Origin of the sequence: Mesorhizobium sp. WSM4983 (assembly GCF_029625765.1) — a bacterium.
GTDB lineage: Bacteria > Pseudomonadota > Alphaproteobacteria > Rhizobiales > Rhizobiaceae > Mesorhizobium.
In genome coordinates, this window is sequence record NZ_JARTVM010000014.1 from 1 (window position 1) to 24,244 (window position 24,244).

Below are 24,244 nucleotides of genomic sequence, written 5' to 3' on the forward strand. Positions count from 1 at the left end.
GCCGCACGCCGAGAATGGCCCGCCTCGACAAACCGCACAACACGTTCACGCAAATCGAGCGAATAGGGCTTGGGCATAGCAAATCACCTCCACAAGGAAGTGAATCACAAACCTTACATCAGCGGAATCCTTCGCGATTCAATCTGATGGTCCGACGCTCTAAGCCTGCGTGAGCGGGTATTGCTCCCTCAGCGTCTTCAGCACCAGTTCGCCGGGCATCGGCGCGCCGAACATGAAGCTCTGGACATACTCGCAGCCCATCTGGCGCAGCTCCAGCGCGTCGCTCTCGTCGGAGATGCCTTCGGCGACGACCGACAGGCCAAGCTCGTGGGCCATGTTGACCATGGACTTGAGCAGCACCGCACGTTTCGGCGTTGCGTCGTCGACGAAGCTCTTGTCGATCTTGATCGTGTCGAAGGGGAAGCGCGTCAGGTAGGAGAGCGATGAATAGCCGGTGCCGAAATCGTCGAGCGACAGTCCGATGCCGAGTTGCTTGAGCTTGGTCAGCACATGCGCGGTCTGCTCGGGATTGTCCATCACCAGCGATTCGGTGAGTTCGAGCCGGAAGCAGCGCGGCTTCAAGTTGGCCCGCGCAATGACGGAGCGCACGTCGCTGACCAGGTCGCGGCGGATGAGCTGCCGGCTGGAGAGGTTGACCGAAACCGACAGCGGCGCGTCGCCGATCTGCTTCTGCCAGGCGGCCAGATCCTCGGCCGCCTGCTGCATGGCGAACAGGCCGAGCTGCACGATCAGGCCGCAATTCTCAGCCACCGGGATGAAGTCTCCCGGCGGGATCATGCCGCGCCGCGGATGATCCCATCTGAGCAGCGCCTCGAAGCCGGCGACGCTGCCATCCTCCAGCCGCACGATCGGCTGGTAGGCGAGCGTGAATTCGCGCCGCTCGATGGCGCGGCGAAGGTCGGATTCGAACTGCAGCCTGTCGGTGCCGACGGTGCGGAAGGCCGGCCGGAACGGCTCGATCCTGTCGCCGCCGAAACGCTTGGCCTGATGCATGGCAAGCTCGGCGTCCTTGACCATGTCCTCCGACGAGGTTTGCGCCGTCGTCCAGGTGATCAGGCCGATCGAGGCAGTGAGCACGATCTCGCGCTTGGCAAAGGTGATCGGATTGTTGATCGCATGCTTGATGGCATCGGCCATGGCGGCGATGCGGGCCGGATCCTGTTCCGACAGCAGCATCAGCGCGAACTGGTCGCCGGCAAAGCGCGACAGCGAATCCTTGGGCTTCAAGAGCCGGTGCAGCCGGCGCGCGATGGTCAGCAGGATGGTGTCGCCGGCCGAAATGCCGAGCCCGTCATTGACCTGCTTGAAACGGTCGATGTCGATGACGAAGACGGTCGGGCGCACCTTGTCCTCGGTGCGGGCGATCGAGATGATCGCCTCCAGCCGGTTCATGAACAGCTCGCGGTTAGGCAGGCCGGTCAGGTTGTCGTGCACGGCGTCGTGCAGCAGCCTTTCCTCGGATTTCTTCTGCTCGGTCACGTCGACCATGGTGCCGACACAGCGGATCACCTCGCCATCCGACCCGATTACGGGGCGGGCGCGCAGCGCGAACCAATGATAATGCCCGTCGGCGCCGCGCAGGCGGAAATTCTGGGCCACGCGGCCGCGGCGGTGCTCCAGCACCACGTCCAGCGTTGTGCGGAAGGTGTCGCGGTCGTCGGCATGCAGCACCGGCAGCCAGTTGCGGGCGGCGCCCGAAAGGCTGTTAGGGGCAAGGCCGAGCTGCAGGCTGATGTCGGGCTTGGTCACCACGCGGTCGCGCAGCACGTCCCAGTCCCAAACGATGTCGCCCGAGCCGGCGACTGCAAGCGCCTGGCGCTCGAGGTCGGAAAACAGGCCCTGGTGCAGCGCGCCGCCGGCAAAAGCGTGCTGCATAACGGTGAAGCCGATCAACAGGATGATCAGGATCAGACCGCCGCCGAGCGCCGGCTGGGCGATGTCGTTGTCCAGCATGCCGGTGATCGCCATCCACGAGCCGCATAGCCAGAGCAGCACCATCACCCAGCTCGGCACCAGCATGATCGCGCGGTCATAGCCGCGAATTCCGAGGAAGATGATGAGGCCGAGGCCGGTGAGCGCGGTGGCGGCAAACGAGATGCGGGCGATGCCGGCGGCGACCGCCGGATCGACGATGGCCACGCCGGCAATCAGCAGCAGCCCGAGGATCCAGACCAGCGCGCCATAGCTGAAATGGCCGTGCCATCGGTTGAGGTTGAGATAGGCGAACAGGAACACCACGAAGGTACCCGCCAGCGCCACCTCGGTACCGGCCCGCCACATCTGCTCGTTGCCGGGCGAGATTTCGATGACCTTGTTGAGGAAGCCGAAATCGACGCAGATATAGGCGAGCACCGCCCAGGCAAGCGCGGCGGTGGCCGGGAACATCGAGGTTCCCTTGACGACGAACAGGATGGTCAGGAACAGCGCCAAGAGGCCGGCGATGCCGATGACGATGCCGCGGAACAGCGTGTAGGAATTGACCGAGTCCTTGTAGGATTCCGGGTCCCACAGATAGACCTGCGGCAGCTTGGGTGAGGCGAGCTCGGCGATGAAGGTGACGACCGTTCCGGGGTTGAGCGTCACTCGGAACACATCGGCGTCGGGGCTGGTCTGGCGGTCGAGCGCGAAGCCTTCGCTGGGCGTGATCGCCGCGATGCGCGTCGAGCCGAGATCGGGCCAGAAAATACCGGAATTCACCAGGCGGAAATGCGGCGCGACGATCAGCCTATCGAGCTGCTGGTCGGTGGTGTTGGCGAGCGCGAACACCGCCCAGTCGCCGGTCGAGCGCGCGTCATTGGCCTCAACCTCGATGCGCCGCACGATGCCGTCGGGGCCGGGCGCGGTCGAGACCTGGAAATTCTCGCCCTGGTTCCGGTAGATCTCGACTGCGCCCGAAAGGTCGAGCGCCTTGTCGTCGCGGGCAATCTTGATCGGCTCGACGGCCAATGCCGGCGCAACCGCTGAAAGCGTGACGAAGAGCGCCAGGATGAGGGCGAACAGCGACGCGATTCGCGAAAAAGTCGTCACATATCAGCCCTTCGTTCCATCACCCGGCGGATCGTCCGCGATCCGGGCGTAGAGGTAGTGATCCTGCCAGATGCCGTTGATCCGGAGATAGGATCTGAGAAGTCCTTCGCGCCGGAATCCGGCTTTTTCAAGCACGCGGATCGACCGTGCGTTGTCGGGAATACAGGCAGCCTCGATCCGGTGCAACCGCAGCGTATCGAAGGCAAAACGCGACACCACCTTGACCGCGTCGGTCATCAGTCCACGGCCGCCGAAGCGCTCGCCGATCCAGTAGCCGATGTGGCCGCTTTGCGCGACACCGTGGCGGATGTTGCCAAGCGTGATGCCGCCGGCGAGCTTGCCGCTCGACTTCTCGAAGATGAAGAAGGCAATGGCCGTGCCTTGCGCATAGTCCTCGCGGTAGCGCCCGATGCGCAGCCGCCAGGCGGTGCGGTCGAGCTCGTCAGGCTGCCAACGCGGCTCCCATGGCTCCAGAAAGGCGCGGCTTTCGCCGCGCAGCGTCGACCATTCGCGGTAATCGTTGGTCAAAGGCACGCGCAACGTGACTTTTTCGCCCTTCAGTGCCGGCAGGTCGCGGCGAAAGAAAGGAAGCGCGAACACGACTTTGGAACGAAGGTTAGACGGCGAGCCTGCGAGCCGTCGTCTGCGGGCCCGCAAGCGATTCGAGGATCGCCTCGTAGGGCGCCAGCGTCCCCACGGGGCCGACCGCCGTCAGCGTCGGCTTGGTCGAGAACAGCCGCGAGGAGAGATCGGTCAGCCGCTCGACCGTCAGCGCCGCCAGCCGCTCCATCAACTCCTCCTTGGCGATCGGCCGCCCGAACAGCAGCAACTGCCTGGCGATCTGCGAGGCGCGGCTTGCCGGGCTTTCGGCCGACATGATGAGGCCGGCCCGATATTGCGCGCGTGCGCGGTCGAGCTCATCCTGCTGGATGCTTTCCCCGGCCTTCTGCAATTCGTCGATGATGACCGGCACCAGCTTGGCGATATCACTCTGTCCGGTCGCCGCATGCACACCGAAAATGCCGGTGTCGGAAAAGCCCCAGTGGAAGGCATAGACCGAATAGCACAGGCCGCGCTTCTCGCGCACTTCCTGGAACAGCCTCGACGACATGCCGCCGCCGAGGATCATCGACAGCACCTGCGAGGCGTAGAAGTCGCGCACATGGTAGGCGCGGCCCTCGAAGCCGAGCACGATCTGCGCATCCATCAGGTCGCGGTCCTCGCGGAAGTCGCCGCCGACATACTGCGCATATTGCGGGATGTTGCTGGTGGCCTTGGCGCGGAAGCCGCCAAGCTGTCTTTCCACCTCGCGCACGAAATTGTCGTGCTTGATGTCGCCGGCGGCCACGATCACCATGCGCTCGGCGCCATATTGCCGTTCGATGAAATCGTGCAGCTGCCTGGAGGTGAAGGATTTGACCGTCTCCGGCGTGCCGAGGATCGAGCGGCCGATGGTCTGGTGGCGGAAGGCGGTTTCGGTGAAACGGTCGAAGACGATGTCGTCGGGTGTGTCGTGCGCGGCGCCGATCTCCTGCAGGATCACATGCTGCTCGCGCTCCAGTTCCTCCGGATCGAACTCCGATTCCTGCAGGATGTCGGCCAGGATGTCGACCGCGAGCGGCACGTCGGCGGAAAGCACCCTGGCGTAGTAGGAGGTCGTCTCGACGCTGGTGGCGGCGTTGATCTCGCCTCCGACATTCTCGATTTCCGAGGCGATCTCGAAGGCGCTGCGCCGTTTCGTTCCCTTGAAAGCCATGTGCTCGAGCAGATGGGCCATGCCGTGCTCTTCGTCGCGTTCATTGCGTGCGCCCGACTTGACCCAGGCGCCAAGGGCAACGGATTCGAGGCTTGGAAGGGTTTCGGTGGCGACCGTCAGGCCGTTCGACAGACGGCTTACCTCAACACCCATATGGCAACTACTCCCTAACGGGCCGCCCGCGTGTGGCGGCTCACGTATTCTTCCACCATTTTCAGCTCGGATGGAAGTATGGTGTACTTTTCGTCGGCTGTCATCAAGCCGGCGAGCCAGGCAGGCAGCGCTGGCGTAACGCCGCTGGCGGCCTCGACCGCAGCCGGGAATTTGGCCGGATGCGCGGTGCCGAGAACCACCATGGGCACGGCGCCCGACATATGGCCGGCCGCTACGTGCATAGCGGCGGCCGTGTGCGGATCGAGCAGATAGCTGCTCGCTTCAAGCGTCTGGCGGATGGTTGCCGCGACCTCGTCGACGCTGGCGCGGCCGGCGTCGAACTCCGCACGGATCCTCGCCATTTCGCCCGCTTCGACGGTAAAGGCGCCGGACTGCTTCAGCCCGTTCATATAGCGCCTGACCGTCGCGGCATCCCGGCCCGCCGCCTCGAACAGCAGGCGCTCGAAGTTCGAGGACACCTGGATGTCCATCGACGGCGAGGTGGTGGCGAACACGCCCTTGGTGCGGTATTCGCCGCTTGCAAACGTGCGCGCCAATATGTCGTTGTCGTTGGTGGCGATGATCAGCCGCTCGACCGGCAGTCCCATTCGCTTGGCGGCATAACCGGCGAAAATATCGCCGAAATTGCCGGTCGGCACGGTGAATGACACCGGCCGGTCGGGCGCGCCGAGCGCCAGCGCCGAAGAGAAGTAATAGACGATCTGGGCCATGATGCGGGCCCAGTTGATCGAGTTGACGCCCGACAGCGACACCCTGTCGCGGAAGCCGTGGTCGTTGAACATGTCCTTCACCAGGCCCTGGCAATCGTCGAAATTGCCTTCGATCGACAGCGCATGGACGTTCGCCGCGCTCGACGTCGTCATCTGCCGCTGCTGCACCGGCGAGACCTTGCCGTTGGGGAAAAGGATGAAGATATCGGTGCGGTCGCGGCCGGCGAAGGCGTCTATTGCCGCGCCCCCGGTGTCGCCGGAGGTGGCGCCGACGATTGTCGCGCGGTTGCCCCGTTCGACCAGCACATGGTCCATCAGCCGCGCGAGCAGCTGCATCGCCACGTCCTTGAAAGCCAGCGTCGGGCCGTGGAAGAGCTCGAGGATGAAGGTGTTTTTGCCCGTCTGCACCAGCGGGCAGACCGCATCGTGCCGGAAAGTCGCGTAGGCTTCACGCACCAGCCGTTCGAAGACGGGTGCGGCGATCTCGCCGCCGAGGAAGGGTGTCAAGACGCGGACGGCAAGGTCGGGATAGGCGAGGCCGCGCATGGCGCGAATATCGGCGGACGAGAACTGCGGCCATTCGCGCGGCAGGTAAAGCCCGCCGTCGCGCGCCAGTCCGGCCAGCACCGCGTCCGAAAATCCAAGCACGGGCGCATCCCCGCGGGTACTCACATATTGCATCGTCAAGAACCCATTGCTGCCGGCCGCGTCATCCACGGCAAATTGGTTAATTTTCCGAGCCGGCTCAGTCGCATTTTCGCCGCGGCGTTGATATACGTCACCGGCTTTGTGAGAGGGAAGTGCAGTTCATGAGGTTTTATTCGGTCAACCGCCGTGTTGTCGCGGGTCTGGCGCTCACCGGCTTTATGCTTGCCGCCGCAGGCTGCCAATCGAGCGACAATGGCATTTTGAACTTCGGCTTCAGCAAGAAGGACCCGACCGCGCCGCCACCGCCGCAGGACCCCAAGGTGCTTGCCAGCCAGTTGCGCGCCTACTGCCCGAAAGTGACGCTGCGCGACGGCACCGCCTTCTTCAATACCTATGCCAAGGGCGCCGCCGCCAAGACGAAGAAAAAGAAAGTCGATGCCGCGGCGGACGCTGAAGCCGAGGCAGCCGCAGCCGCACAGACCGGACCGAACGGTCAACCCGTCGACCCCAATCGCGATCCCGCCAAGATCATTTACCAGGCCTCGATCACCGACGTGACGCGCGACTGCACTCACGAAAACGGCCAGCTGACGATGAAGATCGCGGTGGCCGGCAAGGTCGTGCCGGGACCGCTGTTCACGCCCGGTACCGTGACGATGCCGATCCGCATCGCGGTCCAACATGGGCCTGACGTGCTCTATTCGCAGCTTCATCAGTATCAGGTGCAGGTCACCGATCCGTCTGCCGCGACGCAGTTCGTCTTCACCGACACCAACGTCGTAGTGCCGGAGCCGACCGCCCGCGACTACCAAGCCTATGCCGGCTATGACGAGAACGCGCCGGCAGCGACGGACAAGTCCAAGGCCAAGAGGAAGAAGCGCGTCGCCGCGGCGGCGACAAACTGATCTGGTTCGCCGCCAATCGCGCTTCCGCGGTTAAGCGTCCTCCGACCACTCCGACAATGCCGCAATCGTGCTGCCGAGTTCCGCCAAACGGCGGATGACGGTTTCGGCGCCCGCTTCGGTCAGCGAGTCGGCATGGCCGGGATAGCTGTGCCCCGCGCCGGTGAAGCCGATGACGCGCATGCCCGCCGTCCTGGCGCCGGTGACGCCGTGCACCGAATCCTCGATGACGAAAGTGTTCTTCGGGTTGGCGCCGAGCTGTTCGGCGGCATAGAGGAACACGTCCGGTGCCGGCTTGGTCTTCTTGCCGGGGATGTCGAGCCCCGAAAAGATGCGGCCGGCGAAGAAGGGCAGCAGGCGCACCTTTTCAAGCATGAACTCGATCCGCTCGGTGCGTGAATTGGAGCAGACGGCGCGCGGCGCGGTGACCGCCGCCACCGCCTCGCGTGCGCCGTCAATGATGCGCACGTCGCTGCGCAGCTTGCGATCGACGAGTTCCTCGGCGCGGTCGATCAGCGAGGCCTGAAAAGGAAGGTGAGATTTCTCCTCGACCCGCATCAGGATGTCCTTGAAGGTCAGTCCGGCATAGGTCTCGGCAAGCTCCTCCGGCGAAATCTCGTATCCGGCCGATGTCAGAAGCTCGGCCTCGACGCGCGCGGCGATGATTTCGGAATCGACGAGCACGCCGTCGCAATCAAAGATGACAAGGTCTGGCTGGGGCATGGCAATCCGAAGCTGGGAGGAAAATGGCCTGACTGGCCCAAGCGGCGCGGCATACACCAATGGGCCGATGTTCGCAAATCAGTGGCGCAGGCTCTCGCCCGACCTTCACCGAATGTTTACGCTGATCGGTAACCATAACGGCCAGTAAATCGTAACGCGTGCTTTGGGTGTTTTGATGTCTGCCGTGCGTCTTCTCGACGAGCTTTCCCACGCTCCCCAGCAGTCCGAATGGCTGGACACGATCCTCAAAGGCGACTGCGTCGCCGCCCTCGACAGGCTGCCCGAAAAGTCGATCGACGTTATCTTCGCCGATCCGCCTTACAACCTGCAACTCGACGGCGACCTGCATCGGCCCGACCAGTCCAAGGTGGACGCCGTCGACGACGACTGGGACCGGTTCGAGAGTTTTGAGGCCTATGACGCCTTCACCCGCGCCTGGCTGCTTGCCGCGCGACGCGTGCTGAAGCCCAATGGCACGATCTGGGTGATTGGCTCCTACCACAACATCTTCCGCGTCGGTGCCAGGATGCAGGATCTCGGCTTCTGGATCCTGAACGACGTCGTCTGGCGCAAGACCAACCCGATGCCGAATTTCCGCGGCCGCCGCTTCCAGAACGCCCATGAGACGATGATCTGGGCCTCGCGCGACCAGAAGTCCAAGGGCTACACCTTCAACTACGAAGCGCTGAAGGCCTCGAATGACGATTTGCAGATGCGCTCGGACTGGCTGTTCCCGATCTGCACCGGCGCCGAGCGCCTGAAAGACGAGAACGGCAACAAGCTGCATCCCACGCAGAAGCCGGAAGCGCTGCTGGCCCGCATCATGATGGCCTCGACCAAGCCGGGCGATGTCGTGCTCGATCCCTTCTTCGGCTCGGGCACCACGGGTGCGGTCGCCAAGCGCCTCGGCCGTCACTTCGTCGGCATCGAGCGCGAGCAATCCTACATCGATGCCGCCAATGAGCGCATCGCCGCCGTGCGCCCGCTGGATGAGGCCGACCTCACCGTGCTGTCCGGCAAGCGCGCCGAGCCGCGCGTCGCCTTCATAAGCCTGATCGACACCGGCCTGGTGGCGCCGGGCGCCACACTTTACGACGCCAAGAAGCGCTGGGCGGCCAAGGTGCGCGCCGACGGCACGCTGGCCATCGGCGACAGCGCCGGCTCGATCCACAAGATCGGCGCCGAGGTGCAGGGTTTGGACGCCTGCAACGGCTGGACCTTCTGGCACTATGAGCGCAGCGGCGGCCTCACCCCGATCGACGAATTGCGCCGCATCGCCCGCCTCGGAATGGAGCGGGCAGGCGGCTGATCCGCTTGAATCGAAAGCTCAACCGATTGCCGCAAGTGATTCAGTTCAGGCCGCAATCCCGAGCCGTTCAAGATCCGCTTGAAGCGCCTTGGCATCGGTGAACAGCACCGCCTGCCAGCCGGCGGCCTTGGCGCCGTCGACATTCTTCTGGCTGTCGTCGATGAAGAGTGTGGCGGCCGGCTCCAGGTCGAAGGATGCGACGTGACGGTCGTAGATGGCTTGGTCCGGCTTGATCAGGCCGATCTCGCCCGAGACCGTGACGCCGCGCGGCCGATTGAGAAAGTCGAAGCGCCGGCGGGCTTCGGCGAATGTGTCGGCGGCGAAATTGGTCAGCATGGTCACATCGCGGCCCCTGTCGATAAGGCCGACCATGATGGCGACGCTGTCATCATAGGCATGCGGCACCATCTCGTGCCAGCAGCGGCGGAAGTTGCGGATGTTCTCGGCATGATCGGGGTGTTCGGCGATCAGCAGCGCCTCGGCGTCTTGCCAGGTGCGGCCGCGATCCTGCTCGATGTTCCAGGCGCTGGTGCAGACATTGTCGAAGAACCATTTCCGCTCCTCGGCATCCGGGATCAGCCGGCTGAACGGAAGGTCCGGATCGTAGTGGATCAGCACCTTGCCGATATCGAACACGATGTGGCGGATGTCAGTCATTGCGGTCCTTTCAACGCGGGCGCAGCGGGGCTTGCTTTTTGGTTGCGCCCGGTATCGCTGCCTCGATTACCTTTTTCATGACGGTGGGCAGCGCTTCCCCGGGAATTTCGTGGGCTAGCGACCAGAAATGCCCGTTGGGCGCATCACCCCTGATGTGGGCATGGAAGACGTCGAGTTCGAGCGCGAAATGGGTGAAGACATGGCCGATCCGCCCGGCGCGCCGCCAGTCGGCCGAAATGGGCGCTGCGTCCGCCGTCGTAGCGCCGTCGGCCCGCGCCGTCCACGCCGTGGTCGGCACCTCGGTCATGCCGCCGAGCAGCCCCTTGTCCGGCCGTTTGCGCAGCAGGATGGCGCCGTCATCGCGCTGGGCGACAAAGGCAGCACCGCGCCTGAGCGGCTTGTCGCCCTTGGGCAGGCGGACTGGAAAGCGCTCCGGATCGCCTGACAGGATCGCGCTGCAATCCTCGCGCAGCGGGCACAGCATGCAGCGCGGCCGCCGCGGCGTGCAGATCGTTGCGCCGAGATCCATCATCGCCTGGGCGAAATCGCCGGGCCTTGCACCTGGCACGAGCTTCTCGACCAGCGCTCGGATTTCCGGCTTGGCCTCGCTGAGCGGCGTCTCCACCGAATAGAGCCGCGAGATGACACGCTCGACATTGCCGTCGACGACGGCGGCAGGCCGGTCGAAGGCGATCGCCGCGATGGCGGCCGCCGTGTAGGCGCCGATGCCCGGCAATTCCTTCAATCCCGCCTCGGTGTCGGGAAAGCGGCCGCCCCGCTGCGCCACGAGATCGGCGCAGGCTTTGAGATTGCGTGCCCTCGAGTAATAGCCGAGCCCGGCCCAGGCCTTCATGACGTCCTCGGCCGGCGCTGCCGCCAGCGCCTCGACGGTCGGCCATTTCTCGACAAACGTCCGGAAATAGGCTTTCACCGCCTCGACCGTGGTCTGCTGCAGCATGACCTCGGAGAGCCAGACGCGATAAGGGTCGGGTTTTGTCCCACGCGAGAACGCACTCGGCGTCACGCGCCAGGGCAGGTTGCGGTGATGCGCGTCGTACCAGGCAAGCAGGCGGACGGCGATGCTGCTATCTCCGGATACGCACTTCTCGGCTGCGGCCTTGCGGGTCTGGTCTTGCGGTGCCATTGATCGGGTGAGTTAGGATCGGAGAACGCACATGGCAGGGAAAAGGCCCTTCGGCAATCCCGTTCCGGTGAGCGATCTCGCGACCGAGATCCTCGATCCTGTCCTGAAGAAGCGCGCCGGCATCTCGATCGGACTGGTGCAGTCCTGGGAAGAGATCGCCGGGCCGCGCCTGGCCAGCCACTCGCGCCCGGAAAAGATCCAGTGGCCGCGCCGCCTGCATGAGGACGATCCGTTCGAGCCGGCGGTGCTGATCATTGCCTGCGAAGGCATGGCGGCGCTGCATCTTCAGCATGAGGCGGGCGAGGTCATCAACCGCGTCAACGCCTTCCTGGGTTTCAACGCCATAGGCCGCATCAAGATCCTGCAGAAGCCGGTCCTTTCGGCGAAAGCGCGGCCGAAACCACAACCGAGGCCGCTCAGCGAGGCCGAGAAATCGAAGCTGGCGCGAACGGTCGGCAAGATCGAGGATGATGGCTTGCGCGCTTCGCTCGAGCGGCTCGGCGCGACCATCCTCGGACAAAAAAAGCCCTGAGCATGTCTCCCGAAAGTTCCGGCGGTTTCGGGAAAAGTCGTGGAGCGCGCTGCAAAATTGTCGTCAATATCGCATATTCGTGATCGCGCCCGAAAAATTTGGCGATTGGATTGGGGATGCCGATGCCTTAATTCGCGCCAACTCTCGCCTTTTCTAGCCCTTGCATTGCAAAATCCAACCGATATCAGGTGATTCGCATGAACCGCTCTTTGTCTCGCAGAAACCTTCTGACCACGCTGGCCGCCGTTCCGGCAGTGGCGCTGCTTGCCGCGTGCAGCGACTCGGGTGAAGAGGCAAAGGCGGCCGATGTGAAGCCCGCCAATCCGTCGACGCCAGCCAAGCCTGCCACGCCCGCGGCCGCTCAGGTGCCGGAAGCGCAGGGCACCGTCGACATGGCGGAACTGCTCAAGCCCGGCGCTTTGCCCGACAAGCAGCTCGGCAAGGACGACGCCAAGGTCACCATCGTCGAATATGCCTCGATGACCTGCCCGCATTGCGCGCATTTCAACGACACAACCTTCCCTGAGCTGAAGTCGAAATACATCGACACGGGCAAGGTGCGCTATATCCTGCGCGAATTCCCCTTCGACCCGAGCGCCGAGGCCGGCTTCATGCTGGCGCGCTGCGCCAAGGACAACTATTTCGCCATGGTGGACGTGTTGTTCAAGCAGCAGCCGAGCTGGGTCGGCGTCAGCAACACCAAGGAAGCGCTGCTGCAGATTTCCAAGCTCGCCGGTTTTACACAGGAGTCATTTGAGGCCTGCTTGACGGACCAGAAGCTTCTGGACGATGTGAGAGCAGTCCAGAAACGCGGAGCGGACGAGTTCAAGGTCGACTCGACGCCGACCTTCTTCATCAACGGAAAGACCTACAAAGGGGCGATGTCGATTGAGGAAATGTCGGCCATCATCGACCCTCTGCTCTGACGTCCAGGCCGCGCCGAAGCTGCTTGGCTTCGGCATATTGGTCTTTGCGGAGCGGCGCGAATGAAGTTTTCGCGCCTTCGCCTCCTCGGTTTCAAGTCCTTCGTCGAGCCCGGCGAGTTCGTCATCGAACGCGGGCTGACCGGCATTGTCGGGCCGAACGGCTGCGGCAAGTCCAACCTTGTCGAGGCGCTGCGCTGGGTGATGGGCGAAAGCTCCTACAAGAACATGCGCGCGTCCGGCATGGACGACGTGATCTTTTCCGGCTCCGGCGCGCGGCCGGCGCGCAACACCGCCGAAGTCACGCTCTTCCTCGACAATTCGGACCGCACGGCACCCGCCGCCTTCAACGACGCCGATGAATTGCAGGTGTCGCGCCGCATCGAGCGCGAGGCGGGCTCGCTCTATCGCATCAACGGCAAGGAAGCGCGCGCCAAGGACGTGCAGCTGCTCTTCGCCGACCAGTCGACCGGCGCTCGCTCGCCCTCCATGGTCGGCCAGGGCCGCATCGGCGAGCTGATCCAGGCAAAGCCCCAGGCGCGCCGGGCGCTGCTCGAAGAAGCCGCCGGTATCTCCGGCTTGCACACGCGCCGGCACGAGGCGGAGCTTCGGCTGAAGGCGGCCGAACAAAACCTCGAACGGCTTGACGATGTCGTCGGCGAGTTGGAAAGCCAGATCGACAGCCTGAAGCGCCAGGCGCGCCAGGCCTCGCGCTTCAAGAACCTGTCGGCCGACATCCGCAAGGCCGAGGCGACGCTTCTGCATCTGCGCTGGACGCTGGCCAAAACCCAGGAAGGCGAAGCGCGTTCGGCGCTTGCCGTTGCCACCACGCTGGTCGGTGACCGCGCCGCAGCCCAGATGGCCGCTGCGAGGGAGCAGGGCATCGCCGCTCACCGCCTGCCCGATCTGCGCGACGCGGAAGCGGCCGCGGCGGCGGCCTTTCAGCGCCTGTCGATCGCCAAGACGCAGATCGAAGAAGAGGCCGGCCGCATCCGCTCGCGCCAGGCGGAGCTGGAGCGGCGCCTGCAACAGCTCGATGCAGACATCGCCCGCGAGGAGCGGATGGTGCGCGACAATGCCGACATTCTCGAGCGTCTCCGCGCCGAGGAAGCCGAGCTCAATTCGGACAATGCAGGTGCTGCCGAGCGCGAAGCCACCACCCGCGCCGCCTTCGAGCAGGCCGGCGCGACGCTCTCGCAGAGCGAAGCCAGGCTTGCCGCGCTGACGGCCGAACGCGCCGAGGCGGCCGCCTCGCGCCACCAGATCGAGCGCACTTTGCGTGAGACCGCCGAGCGCCGCGACCGCTTCGCTCGCCAGCTTGCCGAGGTCGATCGCGAGCTCTCCGATATTGTCACGCGCATTTCCGGCCTGCCCGATCCCGCCGAGAAGCGGCTGCTGGTCGAGGACGCGCTTGCCCGGCTGGAAGAGAGCGAGTTAGGCGCCATCGCCGCCGAGCAGGCGGTCGCCGAAGCGCGCGCCGCCGAAAGTGCTGCCCGTCCGCCTCTGCAGGATGCCAAGGCCGAATTGCAGCGCATCGAGACGGAAGCGCGCACGCTGGCCAAGATACTCAACGCCGCGAGCGGCGATCTCTTTCCTTCGGTGCTGGAGCAGATCAGCGTCGAGCGCGGCTACGAGACGGCACTTGGCGCCGCGCTCGGCGAGGACCTCGACGTGCCGCTCGACCGCAGCGCCCCGGTGCATTGGGGCGAGAGCGCGGTTCAACCGGGTGACGCGGCACTGCCCGAAGGCGTGAGGAGCCTGGCGCGTGTGGTCCGCGCGCCGGCACAGCTTGCCCGCCGCCTGGCGCAGATCGGCATCGTCGACGCCGCCGATGGCCGTCGCCTTCAGGCGCAGCTCGCGCCCGGCCAGCGGCTGGTCAGCCGCGACGGCGCGCTCTGGCGCTGGGACGGCTTGACGGCCAGCGCCGATGCGCCAACCGCTGCCGCGCAGCGGTTGGCGCAGAAGAACCGCCTGGCGGAGCTCGATGCCGAGGCCGTGCAGGCGACCCGCGTCGTGCGCGAGGCCGAGGAGGCGCTGGCGCGCGCCGAGCAGGCGATGCGCCAGGCGAGCGAGGCCGAGCGCAACGCGCGTCAGGCCGGCCGCGATGCCCAGCACGCACTGGACGCCGCCCGTAACGCGCTGGCCGAGGCCGAGAAGGCCGGCGGCGAGCTGGCGAGCCGCCGTGCTGCCTTGGATGACGCCCGCGCGCGCATCGTCGACAGCCATGAAGAGACGCAAGCCGCTTTCCTCGAAGCCGAGGAGATGCTCAGGGACGCGCCCGATCTCGGCGACCTGCAGCTCCAGCTCGAGCAGGCCTCCGCCAGTGTAGCTCGCGACCGCGCCACGCTTGCCGATACGCGCGCCGTGCATGACGGCCTACGGCGCGAGGCCGAAGCGCGCATGCGCCGGCTCGACGCGATCGGCACCGAGCGCAAGAACTGGCTGGAGCGGGCCGAAAACGCCTCGACGCAGATCGCCGCGCTTGGCGAGCGCAAGGCTGAGGCCGAAGCTGAGCGCGAGCGGCTGGCCGACGCGCCCGACGAGATCGACGCCAAGCGCCGTGCGCTGTTGAGTCAGCTTTCCGAGGCCGAGGCGCTGCGCCAGGCCGCCGGCGATCGCCTGCAGGAAGCGGAGACCAAGCAAGCCGAGCTCGACAAGGCGGCGACCGCGGCGATCCAGTCGCTTGCCGAAGCGCGCGAGACCCGCGTCCGCGCCGAGGAGCGGCTGACCGCGGCCGACGAACGCCGCGCCGAGGTCGAGGCTCGCATCCAGGAAGCGTTGAACACGCCGCCGCATCTCGTCATCAAGCATACCGGGCTAGAGACCGACGACCCGATGCCGGACATGGCCGAGGTCGAGCGCCAGCTCGACCGGCTGAAGATCGAGCGCGAGCGGCTAGGGGCCGTCAATCTGCGCGCCGAGGAAGAACAGCGGGAGCTGTCGGACCGCCTGGAAATCATCGTTTCCGAGCGCGAGGACATCATCGAGGCGATCAGAAAACTGCGCCAGGCGATCCAGAGCCTCAACCGCGAGGGCCGCGAACGCCTGCTGTCGGCCTTTGAGGTGGTCAACGGCCACTTTCAGCGCCTGTTCTCGCATCTTTTCGGCGGCGGCACGGCCGAATTGCAGCTGATCGAGTCCGAAGATCCGCTGGAAGCCGGCCTCGAAATCCTCGCACGCCCGCCGGGCAAGAAGCCGCAGACCATGACGCTGCTCTCCGGCGGCGAGCAGGCGCTCACCGCCATGTCGCTGATTTTTGCCGTCTTCCTTACCAATCCGGCGCCGATCTGCGTGCTCGACGAGGTCGACGCCCCGCTCGACGACCACAATGTCGAGCGCTTCTGCAATCTGATGGACGAGATGTCGAAGACCACCGACACGCGCTTCGTCATCATCACCCACAACCCGATCACCATGGCGCGCATGGACCGGCTGTTCGGCGTCACCATGGCCGAGCAGGGCGTCAGCCAGCTGGTCTCGGTCGACCTGCAGGCGGCTGAGGCGATGCGCGAGGCGAGTTGAGGGCGGCTTGGCGTCCGGAACCGACTGAGTTACCTCTCCGGTGCCGTGGCTGGCGCCGTGTAACGCCGGCGCACGGCCTCCAGCACGCGCTTGCGGCTGTCCTCGGGCGATAGACGCCTGTCCTTCTCGGCCTCTGCCGTCTCGCGGGCGAGTTCCTTGTCCCTGATCTGTTGGCGGAACCATTTGGAATAGTCGCCGGCGCGCAGGTGATATTCCCAGGTCTTGTCGTCGATGCCTTCTGCCATTTGGGCGAAAATAATCAGGTTGTGGGCTCTGAGGTTCATCGCCTTTTCCGGCCCCGTGAAATAGAAACTGCCGGCCTCGTCGAGCTCGCCTTCGGCATATTTGCGGCTGTGCCGCTTCAGCGATTGGTGGGGTTCGATCGCCTTGACCGTGAACGGCTTCTTGCCGTCCTGCGGCCGCCACAGCAGAACCCGGTCACCCTTCGGCGAAGGAATGCTCTTGGGCGCCTCCAGCCCGGCCTCCTTGCAGAAGGTCTTGATCACGCTCTTCGCCTTCGGACCGAGCGCGATGACCGCCGTCACCAGGCGCAGGACCCCGGTCGAAATCGCTTCCGGATGCACGGTGATCAGCACCGTGCCCGGCAGCTCGAGCGACAGCACCGCGCGCGTGTCCTCGCGGCGCCGGGGCAGAAGGTGATGCGCCTCGTCGATGATCAGCCAATGCGGCCTTGCCGTGCGGTAGCGGACGCTGCCGAGGCCTGGCAGCAATTCGGCAAAGAAGTCGGGCCGCTCGTCGACCTTCAGCGCCAGCCCGTTGACCACGATATTGGTGCTAGGCTTTTCGATCAGCTCCAGCAATTGCTCCTTGCTGGGTGTAGTCGAGCCATCACCTAGCGGAACGGCGCCCTCCAGTCCGTCATAGTCGCCCTCGGGATCGAAAATGCAGAACTGCAATCCCTGTTCGGCAAGCCGCTCGGTGAGCGCTGTGGCCAATGTCGACTTGCCGATACCGGAGCTTCCGGCGATCAGAACGGTCTCGACGGGCGACAGATAGACCTTCTTGCCGTTGGCAGTTCCCAGCAGGACGCCGCGCAAGCGCTTGCGAGCTATCAGATGATCCTGCTTTATCAGCTTGCCGATCAGTTCTTCGACACCCTTGCCGCGCGCCTCCCTCGTGACGAGGTCGGCGGTTTCCTTCACGGCGGGCAATGCGTTGGCGACGGCGATGCTGCAACCCGAAGCCCTGAGGAAGGCGTGGTCGTTCTCGGCATCGCCGATGCCCACCACATTATGCGGCGACAATCTGAGGTCCTTGAGCGCAGCCGCCAGTCCGGTGGCCTTGTTGATGCCTGAGGGCAGGATCATCACCGCGCCCTTGTTAAAGATGATCTCCAGCTCAAGGCCGAGCTCCTTGATGACGTCGAGCACGGTGGCCTGGTGCGGCTCCCAGGTGGCAACGATCGAGCGGCCGACCGAGAGCGGCTTGACGCCGCGCTTCTTCAGTCTGTCGACGAAATCGGCGGAAGGCGAGGGCGAGATTGTTTGCTCTTCTTCGCTCGCCGGCGTGTAGATCAGCGCGCCGTTTTCGGCCACCACCTTGTCGAATAGCCCGACCTCCGGAAACACCTCTTTGAGATCGGGCAGTTCGCGGCCGGTGACCAGGATGAGCTTGCGGCCGGACTTCTTCAGCTTCTTCAGCGCCGACAGCGTGCTGGCGGTGACCAGTCCGTCATGCGCCAGCGTGCCGTCGTAGTCGGTGGCCAGTGCCATGAAATACATCGGGTGATCCTCTCCGCTGCCGGTCGCTCGGTCCGTCTGGAACAAACAACGTCTGTCGGCGGAAAAGGTTTAGGCCGGCGCTTTCGCCTGCCTGGCGAGAAACCTGGCGTGGAGAAATGCAACTCATCGGAAAGAGAGAAAGGTTGGCTGGTTCTGGAAAGGCGGGGCGTTTCTGGTCTTTAGGTCTGTTTGGGGTCGGCGCGTTGCTCCTGTGCCCTCTTGCAGATCTCATCCAATTTTTTTCGGACCCGGTCGTTATCGAACAACAGCTTGGCGCGTGAGAATCCTCTGCTACGAAGCTCCCATTCGATGGCAAGCCATCCTTCATAGTCGCCAGATAACGCAAGTTTCCCGGCTTCGCGCCACATAAGCACGTCACGCTCTCGGGACACACCCTTTCTCCGTGCTTTTGCGCGAAGCATATAGGAGGTCGGGCCGATATTGTCGAGGGACCTGCCCCACAGCTCGCCGCGACCAGAGCACGGACTTCCACTTCATATTGAGAGAGCGTGATGTCGAGCTGACGCAAATATCGGTCAGTTCATTGCCGGGCGCTCGACATCCCGGCGTGCGTTCTTGCCCCATAACTCACGGACGAATTTGATCGTCTCGCCAATCGTCCGGATTTCGATGATTTGCAACGATGGAACCCGTGCGCACCGTCTCCGCTCATGGACTGCTCCTGCGAGGCCGGTGGGTTTTGGAGGTGGCAAGGGATCGAAAGCCGCGTTGAGACCACTGAAGAGAATCCGCGCTGAAATCGCCGCGCCACCCAATTCCCGCGAGAGATATATTGTTACATTTTGAGACACTTTTTTTAAATTTTGTGATTTGCTCCATACCGCTAACCTGGGCTCTTTTGGCCGCGAGCCATTCGGGCTTCAGGCATGTTGGGCAGAAAGGGTGGGGGTGTGAAAGGTCGCCAAGAATGGCCGATACGAATACCATTGTCTTGAGCGGTGACTACGGCTACCGCCAATATAAAGCATCCGGTCTCCCCGCCGACACCACTATCGATGCCAGCAAAGCCTCGTGGATTGTCGCCAATCAGGGAAGCTCCACCAACCTCTATCCCTTCGCGGTCGTCAACCCCGGCGACAACCTCGTGGCGTCGGGCGGCACGATCAACGGCACGGTCTCCCAAACCGGCGCCTGGGAGGACGTTTACGTCAACTCCGCCGCAGTCCGCGTGAATTCAGCCCACAACTTTGTCATCGACGACTGGACGATCACCAAGCCCTGGGATGGCATCCGTGTCGGCGGCACTGGCACCTTCCTCATCGAGGATACCTATGTCGGCTACTCACGAGACGACGCGGTCGAGGACGACGACGTCATCGGCGGCACCATCCGGGATTCGCTGTTCGACCACGTGTTTTCCGGAGTGAGCCTTGGCGACGGTGACGTCGATGGGTCTGACAACACGGTCACCATGGATGGCATGCTTCTAGGCATGGGAGAGTATCTTCGCAAAGGCGAGATGACGCACGGTTCGCCGTTCAAACTGGACAAGGGCACAGGCGCTGACGATATCGTTCCTAGCTTGCGCTTCATCGACTGCGTGGTGGCGATCACCGACGTTGACCACAACGGCTTGGAGCGGGTGCAGCGGGCCTGGGACAAGACGGTCGAGTCGCACGGCAATTACTATCTCAACCTCTCCGACACGCCACTGCCGGCGGATTATCCAATGCCGCCCGCCGGCTGGACGGTCCTTCAAGGCCAAGCGGCCCGCGATTACTGGGCCAACGCCAAGGCGGCCTGGCATGCAGCCCATGACGGGACGGACCCGCTGCCGTCATCTCCGACCGTGCCGACCGACCCGCTACCGTCATCTCCGACCCTGCCGACGGACCCGACCCACGGAACGACCGGCAACGATACATTTGTCGGCACTGCCGCGGCCGATACCTTTGATGGCCTGGCTGGCAACGACACATTGCGGGGCAAGGGTGGCAACGACGTGCTGACCGGCGGCGCGGGCCACGACACCTTTGTGTTTGACACCGCCTATGGCGCCGGCAATGTCGACACGCTGACCGACTTCGACGCGGTAAACGACGCGCTCTATCTCGACAACGCCGTCTTCACCCAACTCGGCGCCGGTTCCTCGTCCAGCCCGACGCAGGTGAACTCGTCGTATTTTGAGTTGCGAGAACACGCCACCCATAGCAACGATCACCTGCTCTACAACCGGGCCACGGGCGTCTTGTCCTATGATCCCGACGGCTCGAGATCGGCCCCGCAGGTGGAAATCGCCCACCTGGAGCCCGGAGCGGCACTGACCTATCACGACGTATTCGTCGTTTGATCGTTCATGCGATCGGACCATGGCATGGCGAGGGGCGGGCGCGCCCCCCGCCGTGCCTGGTTCCGACGGTCACCGATCAGAAAGGCGGCGGACGCCGATCAAGTTGCCATAAACGTCGGCCGCATTGATCGCCGCGGATGCGCATGCGCCGGCCTTTGCGGTCGGCGCTGCCATCACCAATTCCAAACCGATCGGGCCGATGGCGGCGACACCATTATCGGCGGCCAGCTTGCTGCGGCGGCGGCGCTATTGTTGGAAAACATGTAGCAACCAGAGTTTCACGCCGCCTCGTTCGCAGACGTCATTTTCACTGCCAGCAAACGATTGGCTGACTAGGGCAATTTCGAGGTTTGGACGATTCAATTCTCTGCTTGAGAATCAGACGCTTAGCGCCATCCTGGATTGGTGGTTCCTGGCGTCCCAGCCGAACTGGATGCCCGGTGGATAACTTCCGGTGAAAGTGAGGCTAGGCTGTCAAAAGGTCGCAAGCGATAGCGCGGCTGCTTGGCATGATATATAAACATTGTCTAAAATGATCGCTTAACCAAAAGAGACGATTTCGGGGATGCCCAGTTACACGAATAGAAGGGTGCTGTCGAAGAGCGTGGTCGAAATGGGCCTGTTCTCCGCGGTGATGAACACCCTGGTGCTAGTTCTGCCTCTCTACATGCTGCAGGTCTATGATCGGGTGTTGCCCGCCGCCAATTTGGACACGCTCACCTACCTAACATTGCTTGCGCTTTCGACGCTCTTGCTCTTCGGCGTGCTCGAAGTCGTGCGGGGTGTATACGCAAGCCGGCTCGCGGCGCGACTGGATGTCTCTTTGGGCACATCGTCTTTTCTCGCTGCAATGAGTGGCCCTCGCGCTGGCCTCGGCGATGTTCAAGCCTTGCGCGACTTGGCCACCGTGCGAGGCTTCATCGCTTCGAGAACGATTTTCTTTCTCTTCGACCTTCCTTTCGGGCCGATCTTCGTAGGCCTGCTCTATTTCATCCATCCGCTGCTCTTCCTCGTGACGGTCGTCGGGGCGGTTCTCATGGTCGCCATCGCCATGCTGAACCAGGTCGCGAGCTCGCGACCTGGCAAGGAGGCGGCGGAGAGTCTCAACGCCTCGATGAATTCAGCGCAGGCTTTCGCCCGAAGCTTCGAAACCGTTCGCGCACTTGGCATGGTGTCCAACGCGATAGAATTCTGGGGCACCCGTTTTTCCGGCTCTCTACACGCCTCGGATGGGCTCGCTCGCATCAATTCGTTTTATGGCGGTGTATCGCGCACCACTCGTTCGACACTGCAGATCGCGATATTGGGAGCCGGCGCTTATCTGGTTCTCCACAACGAGATGACCGCCGGTATGATATTTGCGTCCTCGATGATTTCGGCGCGCGCTCTGCAACCTCTTGATCAGATCATTGGGAGTTGGCGGCAGATCATCGACGCCAATCTTGCCTGGAAGAGGCTTTCGGCTCTCCGGTCCGGGCTCGACAACCAGGAAAACGTAGCATTGCCGGCTCCTGAAGGAGCGCTAAGCGTGGAGCAAATAGTCTATCATCTTCCGGGCGCGGCCGACGGCTCGCTGCCGCTGATCAAGCGCTTGACCTTTGAGGTCGCCGCCGGCGAGACAGTCGCGATCGTAGGGCCGAGCCAGGCTGGAAAATCGACTCTGGCGCGCCTCATCGTCGGTGCGATCGCGCCCCGCTCGGGGGCGATCCGGATCGACGGCGGCGATATTCGGAACTGGGACCCGGAACAACTCGGCCGCCATATTGGTTACCTGCCGCAAGATGTGGAACTCTTCCCGGGAACCATCGCGCAAAATATCGCGCGGTTCGAACCGAATGCGCCCAGCGAGAAGTTGGTTCAAGCAGCCCAGCGGGCCCAAGTGCATGAGCTCATCCTGGGTCAGAGGGATGGCTACTCGACGCTGATCGGCCCGACCGGCGTTCGCCTTTCGGGTGGCGAGCGTCAACGCATCGGGCTTGCTCGGGCCTTCTACGGCGATCCCAAGGTGCTGGTTCTCGACGAGCCCAATGCAAATCTCGATTCCAACGGCGAAGCCGCGCTCGAGCGCGCGATTAGCGGGGCGCGTTCACGAAAAACGACCGTGCTTGTCATAACCCATCGGCCCTCTCTCGCTTCCAAATGCGATCGCGTATTGATGCTACGCAATGGCCAGGTCGAGATCTACGGTTTGACCAAGGGCGTGCTCGATAGACTTGTCGAGCGACGCGCCCAAGCGGGGTGGCCCGCAGCCTCTCAGTCGCGCGAAGGAGTGGTGCCTTTCCCCTCATCTGCTCGAGGCGAGATAAAGGTCGCTAATGACTAGCCAAGCCATCGGCGCCAGGACGTATAGCTGGCAGCGCAACGTCGACACACGCACAGATCGCATCACGCTCGCGGGGTATGCAAGCGTGTCCGCTTTCTTGCTTGGCTTCGTATTCTGGGGCGCAATGGCGCCGATTGCCGGAGCAACGATCGCGCCAGGAGTGATTGCAGCAGCTGGACAGAATGTCATGATCCAGCATCTCGAAGGTGGCGTGGTCAGCAGCGTCAAAGCTCGAGAGGGTGACAGAGTCTTACGAGGGCAGGCGCTGATCGTGCTCGATCCAACGGTGGCGCAGTCGCAGCTCAACCGAGTCCTCAAACAGTGGGTCGCACAAAAGGCTGAGATCGCGCGGCTCGAGGCAGAACGGGATGGCCTGGAGAAAATCGTCCTGCCCCGCGATTTAGGCGCCTACTCAGACGCGTCCGAATTCAGTGACGTCTTTGCAGAGCAAACCAAGGAGTTCCGGGCTCGGCTAGCGCGCTATGGCGCAGATCAGGAGATCCTTAGGGAACGGGTGGCAGCCCTTCAGGAAGCTGTTGCCGGCTTGAAGGCGCAAAAGGATGCTGCGGCAAACCAGCTCGCGATCGTCAATGCCGAGACGGAACGCAAAAAGCACTTGCTCGACAAGGGACTGACAAATCGTTCCGAATACACCGACCTTCTGCGCAGCACCGCCGAGTTGGTAGGTCAGGAGGGATCGCTGGAGGCGCAAATCGCCAGCGCGGCCACCCAGATCGTGGAAGCGCGCCAGCAGATTGAAAGACTAACAACCACCCGGGTCGAGGATGCTGTCACCGAACTGAACAAAGCCCGGGTAGAGGTGGCCGACCTTGAGGAACAAATCAACGCCGCTCGATCGGTCCTGGTGCGAACGACCATTCGTGCTCCGGCGGACGGCATCATCGTCCGCTCTCTGTACAATTCCGAAGGCAGCGTCATTCGTGCTGGCGAGCCTGCGATGGAGCTTCTGCCGACGAAGGAACTTATCGTCGAGGCAAAGATCAAGCCTGAAGACATCGATTCTATCCGAGTCGGCCAAGGCGCGAACATGATGTTCACGGCCCTGAACGCACGGACAACACCAAAAGTGCCGGGAAAGGTCTTCTACATTTCGGCGGACCGGCTGACCACTCCCAGCACTGGACAGCCCTATTACACCGTGCGGCTTAAGATGGCCGACAAGCTGCCACCGCAGGTCAAGCCCGAGCAGATCTACCCAGGCATGCCGGTCGAAACCTTCATTTCAACCGGCGAGCGAACCTTTCTGAGCTATCTGACCAAGCCGCTGGTGGACTCGTTCCAGCGCGCCTTTCGGGAAAGATAGCCCGATCCTGCCTCCTGCGGCCTTCAACCTTACCCGAAGTGGAACTCTTCCGCCGGATTATGCGCAACCGGGTTCGGCCACTCACGGTTCTCGGTTTTCATGGCCAAAACGTCGCACGCTCGTAGCGCTCGAGGCGACGGGCTTTGTGATGGCTGTCTCGCCACGTGATCGAGGGCAAGGGCGATCACTTATTGGGTCTGCGGTCGCCTTCCTCCCTCCTTGCCATGGTGAGCTGGCCTCGAAAGGATAAGCGGGATGATCCCGCCCATCGCGAGAGTGTCGATCTCGAAGTACCGCGGTCCCTTGCACCCGGACGGCATCGAGATGCATCTCGACGACAGCATCTATCTCGGCGACAAGCGGGAGTACCGTCTGCGCCGTGGCGACTTCGTCGCCAAGGCGCACGGCGCGCGGCAACTTGCCTCGGGCAATGTATGGGCGCGGATCCCTGCCGAGAGCGTATGGGTCTTCGCGGCGGCAGCCCCGAAATAGTCAT

At 63.5% G+C, this 24,244-nt stretch carries 17 protein-coding genes; 9 read left to right on the forward strand and 8 right to left on the reverse strand.

Translation table 11 applies throughout. The features are described 5' to 3' along the window. Nucleotides 1-159 precede the first annotated feature (159 nt). From P9254_RS26680 to thrC, 4 genes are read right to left on the reverse strand one after another with little or no spacing between them, the layout of a single operon-like run. Nucleotides 160-3,048: an EAL domain-containing protein gene (locus tag P9254_RS26680; protein WP_095830423.1), complete on the reverse strand. Its 2,889-nt coding sequence runs from the start codon at nt 3,046-3,048 to the stop codon at nt 160-162. A 3-nt stretch (nt 3,049-3,051) separates the two neighbouring features. Then, nucleotides 3,052-3,648, reverse strand: coding sequence for a GNAT family N-acetyltransferase (locus tag P9254_RS26685; protein ID WP_066997979.1), 597 nt, complete (start codon nt 3,646-3,648; stop codon nt 3,052-3,054). Between the two features lie 16 nt (nt 3,649-3,664). Beyond that, nucleotides 3,665-4,957 (reverse strand): M16 family metallopeptidase, encoded by a 1,293-nt coding sequence (locus P9254_RS26690; protein WP_066997977.1) that lies wholly within the window; start codon nt 4,955-4,957, stop codon nt 3,665-3,667. Between the two features lie 14 nt (nt 4,958-4,971). Further along, nucleotides 4,972-6,369: a threonine synthase gene (gene thrC, locus P9254_RS26695; RefSeq protein WP_278057419.1), complete on the reverse strand. Its 1,398-nt coding sequence runs from the start codon at nt 6,367-6,369 to the stop codon at nt 4,972-4,974. 128 nt (nt 6,370-6,497) lie between these two features. Between thrC and P9254_RS26700 the strand changes: the two genes are divergently transcribed. Next, complete coding sequence (locus P9254_RS26700; protein WP_066997974.1) at nt 6,498-7,241, forward strand: hypothetical protein; 744 nt, start codon at nt 6,498-6,500, stop codon at nt 7,239-7,241. A gap of 30 nt (nt 7,242-7,271) precedes the next feature. On the opposite strand, the gene P9254_RS26705 is transcribed toward P9254_RS26700, so the two are convergent. Beyond that, nucleotides 7,272-7,961 carry an HAD family hydrolase gene (locus tag P9254_RS26705; RefSeq protein ID WP_127323564.1) on the reverse strand — a complete coding sequence of 230 codons (690 nt, stop codon included), beginning with the start codon at nt 7,959-7,961 and terminating at the stop codon, nt 7,272-7,274. 175 nt (nt 7,962-8,136) lie between these two features. On the opposite strand from P9254_RS26705, the gene P9254_RS26710 reads away from it, so the two are divergent. Further along, the gene (locus tag P9254_RS26710) at nt 8,137-9,270 is read left to right on the forward strand and encodes a site-specific DNA-methyltransferase (RefSeq protein WP_095800288.1); all 1,134 of its coding nucleotides are present in this window, start codon (nt 8,137-8,139) and stop codon (nt 9,268-9,270) included. A gap of 45 nt (nt 9,271-9,315) precedes the next feature. Here P9254_RS26710 and P9254_RS26715 read toward each other — a convergent pair whose 3' ends face one another. Further along, on the reverse strand, nt 9,316-9,927 hold the full coding sequence (locus P9254_RS26715; RefSeq protein WP_095800287.1) for an HAD family hydrolase: 612 nt from the start codon (nt 9,925-9,927) through the stop codon (nt 9,316-9,318). Between the two features lie 10 nt (nt 9,928-9,937). Beyond that, nucleotides 9,938-11,071: an A/G-specific adenine glycosylase gene (gene mutY / locus P9254_RS26720; RefSeq protein WP_127246399.1), complete on the reverse strand. Its 1,134-nt coding sequence runs from the start codon at nt 11,069-11,071 to the stop codon at nt 9,938-9,940. A gap of 31 nt (nt 11,072-11,102) precedes the next feature. On the opposite strand from mutY, the gene P9254_RS26725 reads away from it, so the two are divergent. The 3 genes from P9254_RS26725 to smc all read left to right on the forward strand — a co-directional run bounded on the left by P9254_RS26725 (nt 11,103) and on the right by smc (nt 16,048). After that, entirely contained in the window at nt 11,103-11,603 is a 501-nt protein-coding gene (locus P9254_RS26725) for a DUF721 domain-containing protein (protein WP_067327870.1), read from the forward strand. Between the two features lie 197 nt (nt 11,604-11,800). Beyond that, nucleotides 11,801-12,529, forward strand: a complete 729-nt coding sequence (locus P9254_RS26730; RefSeq protein WP_067327871.1) for a DsbA family protein — start codon at nt 11,801-11,803, stop codon at nt 12,527-12,529. A gap of 60 nt (nt 12,530-12,589) precedes the next feature. Beyond that, entirely contained in the window at nt 12,590-16,048 is a 3,459-nt protein-coding gene (gene smc / locus P9254_RS26735) for a chromosome segregation protein SMC (protein WP_278057423.1), read from the forward strand. Nucleotides 16,049-16,077: 29 nt separating this feature from the next. Here smc and P9254_RS26740 read toward each other — a convergent pair whose 3' ends face one another. Next, the gene (locus P9254_RS26740) at nt 16,078-17,790 is read right to left on the reverse strand and encodes an HAD family hydrolase (protein ID WP_278057425.1); all 1,713 of its coding nucleotides are present in this window, start codon (nt 17,788-17,790) and stop codon (nt 16,078-16,080) included. A gap of 928 nt (nt 17,791-18,718) precedes the next feature. On the opposite strand from P9254_RS26740, the gene P9254_RS26745 reads away from it, so the two are divergent. The 4 genes from P9254_RS26745 to P9254_RS26760 all read left to right on the forward strand — a co-directional run bounded on the left by P9254_RS26745 (nt 18,719) and on the right by P9254_RS26760 (nt 24,240). Next, entirely contained in the window at nt 18,719-20,101 is a 1,383-nt protein-coding gene (locus P9254_RS26745; RefSeq protein ID WP_095823789.1) for a calcium-binding protein, read from the forward strand. A 589-nt stretch (nt 20,102-20,690) separates the two neighbouring features. Next, complete coding sequence (locus P9254_RS26750) at nt 20,691-22,424, forward strand: type I secretion system permease/ATPase (RefSeq protein WP_278057428.1); 1,734 nt, start codon at nt 20,691-20,693, stop codon at nt 22,422-22,424. Further along, nucleotides 22,417-23,748 carry an HlyD family type I secretion periplasmic adaptor subunit gene (locus tag P9254_RS26755; RefSeq protein WP_278057430.1) on the forward strand — a complete coding sequence of 444 codons (1,332 nt, stop codon included), beginning with the start codon at nt 22,417-22,419 and terminating at the stop codon, nt 23,746-23,748. Before P9254_RS26750 ends, P9254_RS26755 begins: the two co-directional genes overlap by 8 nt. A gap of 255 nt (nt 23,749-24,003) precedes the next feature. Next, nucleotides 24,004-24,240, forward strand: coding sequence for a hypothetical protein (locus P9254_RS26760; RefSeq protein ID WP_067327877.1), 237 nt, complete (start codon nt 24,004-24,006; stop codon nt 24,238-24,240). Nucleotides 24,241-24,244: the final 4 nt, after the last annotated feature.